Here is a 9,380-nt window from a genome sequence, read left to right on the forward strand (position 1 = left end):
TCCTGACATGAGTGTATCTGATCTCTTGATTCGTGCGGGAACCTTCTCCTTGAGCCTGTTTCACACGCCTCTTATCCGACATGTCGAGATTCAGGAGGCAACCTGCAGCATGACGTGTTGAGAAGCGTCGGGCGAGTCACGCATATGTCCGTAGTGACTGCGTCGAACTCTTGAACACGCCCACTTGCCCTTGCTCAGAACCAGCCGGCGAAGTGGTCGAATTGCTGGCACTGTTGCCCTCGGGCGGCGATCAGGGCGGCGGGCGTTGTGCCGTTGTGCCTTCGGGCTCTACTCTCCCCATGCATATCTGGCCGACCAATTGCCAGCGGACGTTTTCCCAAGCGACGCGGTGCGCGTTCTCAATCTCGCCTTTCAGGAATTTCACGCGAATACCGACACAGCCTGGTAATGACTCGGCCGAACCATAACTGCGTCGAGCGCATTCCATCCGCCTTGGCGTGAAACACGCGGCGGCGAAATTCCCGATTCTGCCTGGTGGTCAGGACTCTTCAGTGCGACGTGAAGGCACGGCTGCCAGCGCTGGTACCCGCATGATTCTGCACCCTCGTTACCCCATGTTTGTCATAACATCGACGACGAGAGCATTGATGTGACCCGTGGCTCTCTTCAAGGCGTTGCTCATATTGACCAAGTTTTGCTCGTTGACAGCCTCGCGCGCGGTAGCGAGTTCGCTGACCGCATCCGCCAGCATCTGACGGCGAATCTTCGTGAGAGCCCCACTGGAGTCAAATTCAAGGTTGGCTCGCGCTACTGTCTGCCGAATCGATGTATCCAACTCAGCCCGGTCCTCAAGCTTCAAATCTCCGAAGATCCTGTTGAAGGTGGTTAGAAGGTCGTCTGCTATCTGTCATGTTCTATTCGACGAAGAAACGGCCAAGGAATTTTCGAACGGCGCGGACCGTCCGAACGTCGCCCATATCGTCCAGTAGTTCGCGTGGAGCGAGCGCATCAGGCGATGGCGCTTTGCTTAACGCGCCGACGACGCTTGCCGGAATCAGGCGCTCAAGTGATGACGCGATTTCCCTTCCCTTCGTACTTGCTCCAATCCATGCAGGCACAAGTAATGCCCGCTTCTGAATGTTAGCCGCAATTCCTCTCCCAAGAGAAATCAAGTCGTGGTCGGGACTCGCGATCCCGGCAAGCAACGAAAGTCTAGCTGCAATCGACGGCGGCGCCTCCGCAATCATCCGCGCTGTGATTGGGAGTTCGAGGTTAAAGTCACCAACACTTATTAGCGAAACGAGAGCATTGCAGACGGCTAACGCCATGCCTTGGTTAGTCAAATCTAGAGCGAGGCGTTTCACTTCGTGCCGCACATCGTGCGTTCCATTTGTGAGCAGACTGTTTAGCAAACCTCTTTGGACATCAGAGTCAGATGTAGTCTTTGCTATTTCGAGGAGCTTTTCGGCGATATTGATTTGGAGGCGTGGATATGTCCCCAAAGCTCTGGCCGCTTCAACGGCAATCGGATACGAGGAATCTTCTCCATATCGATCGTAGTGTGTGCTCCAGTTGTCCGCAGCAAGTTTTACCAAAGCCTCCTCATGTCGTCGGCTTTTACGAACTGCAAGTAGCTTGAGTAGTTGCTTGCGAACGCGATTCCCGGGGTCTCCAGCAAAAGCCAGCAATTCGTCTGGGAGCTCGTCTGGATAGTGCCGAGCTGCCAGCTCGAGTGCAATTTGTCGCACGTCGGCGAAGCGATGTTTCAATGCGTATTCGACAAGAGAATCGATATCCAAACGTCCCGCGAGCTGAATCGCCTTCGTGATGGCCTTGACCTCATCATCAGTGTTCTCCTTCCCGACGCACAAGGCAGTCTTCAGCAAGGCAGTCACGTTGGCACCGTCGTTCTTCGCCAATACCTCCGCTTGTGCCACGCGTAGGACGTTGTTGGGCCCGGCGTCGATGCCCTCAAGCATGGCACGAGCTTCGCCATCCAAGGCAGCAGCACTGGTCGGATCCAGAATTGCGCGCACCACCGTTTCGGTTTTCGTGCTCGCTGCTTCGCAGATTTGGGCAACCGCCGCCGCCCCTTCATCCATCCAAGCGTGCGTGGTAGCGTTTCGTATGTCCAACGCGAGTTCGCAAATCCGCGAATAGTTTTTTGTCCGTTCTAGACTTTCACTCAGACCCGAAATTCTTTGTGGAGTCAACCGCGTCAGCACGAGCCCAGCTTCTTGCCGGATTGACGGCTTGCCCGCGCCTTGCTCGATCCTCTTCTCCAGAAAAGGCAGCAAACACGCTGGAAGGTAATCACCAATTGCGTTCCACAAGTCATCTTCTTCATCGGTGTCAAACAGTCTTGACGCTAACGCCAACCACTCGTCGTCAGTCGGAAGCGCACCCGCAGCGAGACGAATCGCGCGTGCCCAGAAAAAGTGCAAATGCTCAGCGTATCTATGCTGGGCGAGCGCCTGCCAGCCCTTGACGCTTCTGACCCGCTCAGCATATGTCTCGAGGAAGCTGCGAGCAGTGTGAGCATCTTCGCTACGATCATCTAGATAATGCTCGGCCTCTTCTTCGCCAAACTCACCATTAAGCTTACGCAGATAAAAATCGTCCTCGTTGCGTTGGGAGATCTTCGCATCGTAGTTCACCGACGCATCGACAACCTGCTCAAAGGCCTCAAGATTTGTGATTGCACCAGCGACTATGACATTAGCGTTTGAATTGAAACCGTCCTGAACTATGTCCATCGCCGCATCGATGAAAGCCTCATTAAGCCCATCTGCCAGACGGAGCAAGTTGTCCGCAAAACCTTCTGAATAGAAGCCGTTTACGCGCGGAAGCTTGCGACGGACGAAACCCATGCAAATGGGCCTTGTGGCTGGGTCGGCGACCAGCAGCGCGAATTCGGACTCGTCTAGTGCACGCGGTATCCAGTCGTCCATAAAATATCGCCGCGCGTCGGATTTATCATTGAGCCAATTCGCCAGCAGGGTGACCGGAGACTGAGGAGAACCAGTAACCGCCGCCAGATCCAGATCATCGTCAAAGTCGAGGCCTACAGCCGTCAGGCGGTCCCGGAGCCATACATCAATCGCGCTTTGGCTATCAGGATCGATTTCCAGACGAAAATCGTCGAGCTGCCGTGCAGCTCGAAGCACATTCGCCGCGCCTTCGGCGTCATAAGGGGTCAAGGCTTGAACGACCAGTCTCAGCGTTTTCGCCGCTAAACGCTTTTGACCAAGAACGACGTTGCGCAGGCCCAAGTCCACTCGCGGATGACGAAGGGCAAAAACGTCGTTGCGCTCGCGAAGGTAATGACCTGCTACAAGCAGCTCAATCAGCTTGAATAGTCCGTCCTCGAGCGAGTCATCGCGCTCGAATAACGCATCCTCAAGATCTCGCAGTTGCTTGCGGCTCTGGTGCGCCTTGAACTTAAACGCAGCCCAGAGAACTATCGCCCATCTATGGCTTTCGGAGTCGTCGATCTTCCTGCCCAGCGAAACTTCAATCGACTCCTCTTCTGCCTGTTTGAGGCATCGACTGACAAACGAGCGATCGCTTTCTTTCGCTGCTGGACCCTCCGCAACCGCATCGAAGTACAGTTGCATGAACAGGGGCGTGGTGAGCTCGTCAACAGCCTCCTTTCGATACGGGAGAATCCGCTCCTGAATATGTCGAGGCAGTTTGTTGGCAAATCGCTCGAACAGCTCGATTCTCTTCGCCGGGCTGTAGCTCGCCTCATCGAGAGTGATGAACCACTTTTTTTGAGGTTGCGCCTTGCTCTCGACCATCATGTCGGCTCGGGTCGTAATGACAATTTTGCGATCGACGCTTGCGCTCCGGAGTACTTCGATGATCCCATGTCGCCATGCCTTCGCTTTCGGCTCCGGTTCGAATCGTCCCCAAGGATCCTCTACCTCGAAGACAACCGGGAGCGCGCCTTGGTACCCCGTTACCTTCTCCGGTCCGCCGTCCACATATTCGACGTTAAGGCCGGGCAACTGGTCCCGCAAGTCGGCAACCAGTGCTTTCCCCGCACTAGTCTTTCCGCTCCCTGATGGCCCTGCGATGATGACGGCATGTCTTTCGGCGAGCGCATTTTTGAGATCTGCCCAGTTGCTCGGTTGAACGAAGTCTTCAAGATCCGGTGATCGGCCGACGTAGCCCTTGTATTTAATGACTATTCGTATTGCGTCTTCGCGTGAAAAAACACCACCTGCCTCGCCGCGCATCCTGCCTAGCACAGTTCGGCGGAACTCTTCACGGCAATCGTGAATGAGCCCCGACGGTATATGGCATACGCCGCGCAACAGCGCCTCGGTGCGGAAGCGGAGCCGCTCAGTATCAAGAGAGTGCAGGATGGAAAATCTTCCGTCAGCGTCAGCTGAAAGCACATTTACCAGTGTCGGAGGTAACTGCCCGGCAGCCGGCCACTGGAGCAGACTATCACTCCCGATTCGAATGAGACGGCCCTCAATGGCTGCATTCGTCACCATGACATATCGGATATTTGCGTCACTGAGCCGGTCTTTCACTTTCTCGCGTCGAACGCCTGCGTCAACCAGGTTGGATATGTCGGTAAGCTTCCACGGCCCAGTGGACCGAGTTTTGCACTGGATAACGAGACGGTATGAAGCAACATCTGCGACTTCCGTTACGGTGGGTGCGTCGCCCTCGATGTCCGATTCCAGGTCTTCCTCGCTTACCGGCTCGATTTCCAGACACGCTGTCGCATTTCGGTCAAGCATCAGCACCAAGGCAGCCCATACTGAGACGTCCCGCTGGTAAAGGTAGCCCAGCAATGAAGTGGTCCCGCTGGAGGGTTCGTAGTCTTTGTCAGTCATAGCGAGGAAAATGCAGCCAGATAGCAATATTCCCTCCGGTTCCGAACTGTCGTAAAACCTGTTTCAGAACGGGAATCAAAGGTTAATCATCGTCCGTTCGACACATCAGGCTCAAGGATGACAAGCTGACCAATCCCAATCTCGGCGCTAGCCTCTTGCCGCAGGTTAGGAACGGCATTCAGAAATTGATCAAGCGTCGCCCGTCTCATAAGCCAGCCTGACCTCACCGATGTGATTGACGCAAGCTTCGAGCACCATCATGGAAGCTTGAATCAGCTTCAAATCGCGACTGGCGTCATCGTGGTCGAAGTACTTTCCGCCGTGAAACAGGTTGTTGCGAACCCGGCGTATGAGCACCACCGCGCACTCGATTTCGGTTCGTCGCCCGGCCGGAGATGGGATATCTTCGAAACATGCCCGCTCGCCACGCACAATCTGTTTGCGCGGTGGATTGTCGAGCAGATATCTAATTGCGTTGGCTAGCTCGAGATGCTCCCAAGGATCGAGCGCGACCGCGACCTCGCTGGCGAATTTGTCCCACGCGGGATTCGCGGATTCACCTTCATTGCCAGCAGCAAATCTGGTGGCCTTGAGGGCAAATTCCGCACGGGCAAATTGTGCCCAAAATGAGATGGCAATCCCACGGGGGATTCTGAGCTCTTCCCACTTTTCATCCAGCATTGGAGTCCTCCTGTTGAGGAAGTTGAGATTCAGATCAAGTTACGCTCCCCAGACACGCTACTGCCACTATGCCGGTGACAAAGGTGCGTCTTGGCGCCCACTCACCAGGCTAGACCCGGGGGTCCAGCAACAGCAGAAACCAGTCTTCAGACTTGATGTAGCTGCGTGGGGCACTCGACGCCTGTGAGGATTGCCTGAAGACGTGACGCCCGGCTTTTGGGAACAGCGATAGCAAGGAGTCGTTCCGCACGAGACGCTGCGACATAAATCTTTCGAGCTTCCTCGTCAGATTCCAGAGAGGCCCTGCCTTCAAGCAGGTCGAGAATTCCGCCTGCAGTCTTGATCGTCATTACGACGCAGACGGCGGGAAATTCGAGACCTTTAACAGAGTGAATAGTCCGCGCCGGCGGTAAGTCGAATGGGGCACCAGCCAAAGCATCACCCAAACCTTGATGAGCCTTGAGTCGCATTTTGATGGTTGACTGGCCAGTACATCCGGGTGCCAATAGCTCCCTTGCTGTCTCCAACCACTGGTCAACGGTCTGCGGCGGTTCGAAGCGCAAGCCGTTTGCGAGCGCTATAACATCAGGACGCCAACTGCCATCATCGAGCCCCTTGTCGGTCAAGTAAACATGGTAGTCGCCTGAAGAACTGATATGCCCTTGAACTAGCAGGATCACACGGTGCAGTCCAATCAGAGCATCCCGGCGACCTCCGACAGCGAAAGCGAAATGATACTTCATCGCGGCTTCGGCGAGCAGGAGCGTCATATGCGTCGTTGGGTCGACTACCGGCTGCCCAATTGCTTTGCAGGCGCTCGCGCGCGTGGACGCCAGGACCGGTGCACTTTGCAGCGGCACACCTATTCCATTTACGAGCCCCAGAAACGCACGACCGATTTTCTGCGAGACCGCAGTGCCGCTATAGGAAATGATATGCACGGGAGTTGAATCGTCCCGATAACGCCCCACCGGTCGGTCAGGGTTGGCGCGTAAATTCGGTGCTCTGAGCGCCACATTGGCTAAGCAGATTGCAGGAGTAGATCGGAAATTTCCGCTCATGTGGAGACAATTGTGCGCGCCGAAGGAGTTCGAGAATTTTTCCAACTCGTTTGTAACGCCGCCCCGAAATTTGTAGATTGATTGGTTAGGGTCGCAGATTACCTTAACAATAATCCCAGATCTCCGTAGCCAATCAACAACGTCAAGATCAGCAGGATTGCAGTCTTGTGCCTCATCGACGACGATCTCGCGAAACCGTGCGGCAAGTGCCCTCCCCACACGATCCGCAAATTTTTTATCGTCCAGGCGCTCCCGAACGTAGACGCGCACGTCATCGAAATCTATCTGACCATGACTTCTCGCAGTTTTGAGTATCGAGAGCACCCGCGTTTCATGTGCGTCAATCGAACGGGCTTGAACATCAAAGCCTTCCTTCCTGGCGGACGCTGGATCAACCTTCCCCGTAGCTCTGTCGAAGCATCGCAGCCTGAGCGCATGGGCTTTCGGGAAGGGTACGACCTCCCACTCGTTCTTGTCTGGGACCAATTTTGGCACCGCGTCGCAGTCTGGGATGCCAAACGGCGAGATAAGGAATTGCCACAGAAACCGGTCAAAGGTCCCGATAAAGCCCGGAAATAGCGGGGACGGAAGTACACCAAAGGCATTTAGACGAATCTGCAACTCGTCAACTGCAGCGTTGGTAAACGAGAGAAATGCGACGCCACGCCGATCGGATTCTTGACTCAATATTTTCCGGGCTCGCTCCACCATGGTCCTGGTTTTGCCAGCTCCCGGGCACGCTGTCACGAAAATGGCCCCCTCGTGATCAATAATTGCCTGCTGCAGTTCGGTTGGCGAGTAGGTCGAAGCACTCATATTGCGACCACCTCTTCAATCGCTTGCGCAATGTATCCCGGTACCGTGAATGCCTCTCCGTCCTCGATCCATCGTGCCAGAATCTGCGCGAAGTCACCTTTGCGCGTCTTCTTGAAGATCTTATGAATTCTTTTGGCGCGTTCATCACCACTCAGTGCTACCGCACTGTCCCACTTCTTCTTCGATTTTGGATGAAGCTCGAGATACGCTTTTCGCAAGATATCAGCATTACCGGCTTCGATCAGCTCAGTTTCAAGTGAATAGACGCTTGTGATTGCCACGAGATGTTCACGCGCATTTAATGTCAGCGCGAGCGTAGTCAACTTTGCCTTGCGCAACTCTCCCGGGATCGGCCCCTCTTCCTGGTCGGTCGCGTCATTGGCGGCTGCGGCTTGAGTATCTTCGTTTTCGTCATCATCCTCGTCGTCACCGGCGCCCCTATCGCCATCGGTGAGGATGACAACTCTGTCCGCGATGCGCGCGCCGTTGACGCCGGTAAGCAGCAGCGTCGCATATGGGCTGAAGTCAACTCCATCGATGGGGACAAAAACCGCAGATCTGAATAGGCGAAGTTTGTCTGGGTGGTCTTTCAAGGTGTGCTTCTTCGCGATGACTGGTAGCAGAAGCGCCTCTGCAATACCTTCAACAAGCAGGACTCGTCCACCAAAGAGCAGCGCGGCCTTCGTGACATCGAGATATCGGTCGACTTTCCGGCGTTCCAATGGATCGAGGGGCATCTGCGATAGTGGAATGCAACGAGTTGAGCGGCGTAGTGCAGCCGCAGTCATCGTCGCGGCAAGCACGTCTGCATCTGCGTCAGCACCTTCCGCCGTATTAATGCCAACGCTACTCTCGATAACTGCAGCATCTGCGACAACTGGCTCGATTGACGAATCCGTTGAGGCTTGCGATGCGGGCGCGACGACCGACTTGAATACGACCAGCCGGTCACTGCTAACCCATGCCGATAGATTCGGCGAATGAGTCGCGACGATGACCTGAAGCTCACCCGCTGGTGCATAGTCAGCAGGCGGCTCCTTACGTGACTGCTCCGCCTGATCACCCAGGAACGAAAGTACGGCCGCCTGAAGTTGGGGGTGGAGATGTGCCTCGGGTTCTTCGACGAGAAATAGCGTCAAGTCGGCAGACCGGACCTTCTCCAGCTCAACGGCGATAATAGCCATGAACAGCAGATTGGCATATCCATGCCCTGAGTAGCGGAGATCCTCTGGGTCGACTCCGTGGTCCGCCAGTTTGAATCGGAGGTCACGGGCAATGTCGACCAAAGCCTCGTCGCTTGAAAACCCAAGCGAAGCAGTCTGCCGCCGCACGCCCGAGGTAAGCGCTGTCAGACTCTTGGCCACTGCACCATCCACCTTGACCAGCACATCGTGCGAGCTCGTTCTTGCGAGCTCCTTCGCGAGTTGTGCCGGCGTAGTCCCTTCAAGGAAGTGGTTCAAAAGCGCCATGATGCGCGTGGGATTTCCCGACGCCAGTGAGCGCTGTGCGTCGCGTAGAGTGGGCAGATATACATGCCGAACCATCTCATGGCATCCAGGTTCCGGCGCATTTCCCTCCCTGCCGGCCCAGAGGATCGGCTTCGCGCCAATTCGCGCAGCATCGAAGCGCAGTCCAAAAGAGGCATGCGTCAGAGATGCATCTGTGGCCGCAGAAAGAAGTCGCCCTTGCTGTCCGGTTGAGAGTTCTGCGAAACGCCCTTCGAGCTCAAAGCAACTGTTAGCACTCTGGAAGCGCACATCTGTGGGCTCGCAATAAATCTCCCGTCGACCGCCTAGCGGCGTAGTAAGCAAACGAATTGCATCAATTGCGTTGCTTTTTCCGCCGTTATTTTCGCCGACAAAAACCGTCAACTCTTTTTGAAGCTCGATATCTGCCTGATCGAACGAGCGAAAACTATCTAGCCTTAAACTGGCTCTTTTGAAATTCAAATGGGTTATGCAGTATGCGGGTTGATCGAAGTGAAGTTGAGCTTGCCAGCGATCAGGAA

5 protein-coding genes are annotated in these 9,380 nt (G+C 55.2%); all 5 read right to left on the reverse strand.

Translation table 11 applies throughout. The features are described from left to right. Positions 1–568 precede the first annotated feature (568 nt). Positions 569–796 carry a hypothetical protein gene (locus EVC45_RS37610; RefSeq protein ID WP_129963189.1) on the reverse strand — a complete coding sequence of 76 codons (228 nt, stop codon included), beginning with the start codon at positions 794–796 and terminating at the stop codon, positions 569–571. Between the two features lie 79 nt (positions 797–875). After that, positions 876–4,814 carry a HEAT repeat domain-containing protein gene (locus EVC45_RS37615; protein ID WP_129963190.1) on the reverse strand — a complete coding sequence of 1,313 codons (3,939 nt, stop codon included), beginning with the start codon at positions 4,812–4,814 and terminating at the stop codon, positions 876–878. Between the two features lie 189 nt (positions 4,815–5,003). Next, positions 5,004–5,495 (reverse strand): hypothetical protein, encoded by a 492-nt coding sequence (locus tag EVC45_RS37620; protein WP_129963191.1) that lies wholly within the window; start codon positions 5,493–5,495, stop codon positions 5,004–5,006. A 146-nt stretch (positions 5,496–5,641) separates the two neighbouring features. Next, positions 5,642–7,372 (reverse strand): ATP-dependent helicase, encoded by a 1,731-nt coding sequence (locus tag EVC45_RS37625; RefSeq protein WP_129963192.1) that lies wholly within the window; start codon positions 7,370–7,372, stop codon positions 5,642–5,644. Further along, positions 7,369–9,380: ATP-dependent endonuclease (locus EVC45_RS37630; RefSeq protein ID WP_211193541.1), on the reverse strand; the 2,012-nt coding region annotated here is incomplete at its 5' end. The genes EVC45_RS37630 and EVC45_RS37625, both read right to left, overlap by 4 nt.

The sequence above is a fragment of the Paraburkholderia sp. UYCP14C genome (assembly GCF_004197395.1).
Lineage (GTDB): Bacteria > Pseudomonadota > Gammaproteobacteria > Burkholderiales > Burkholderiaceae > Paraburkholderia.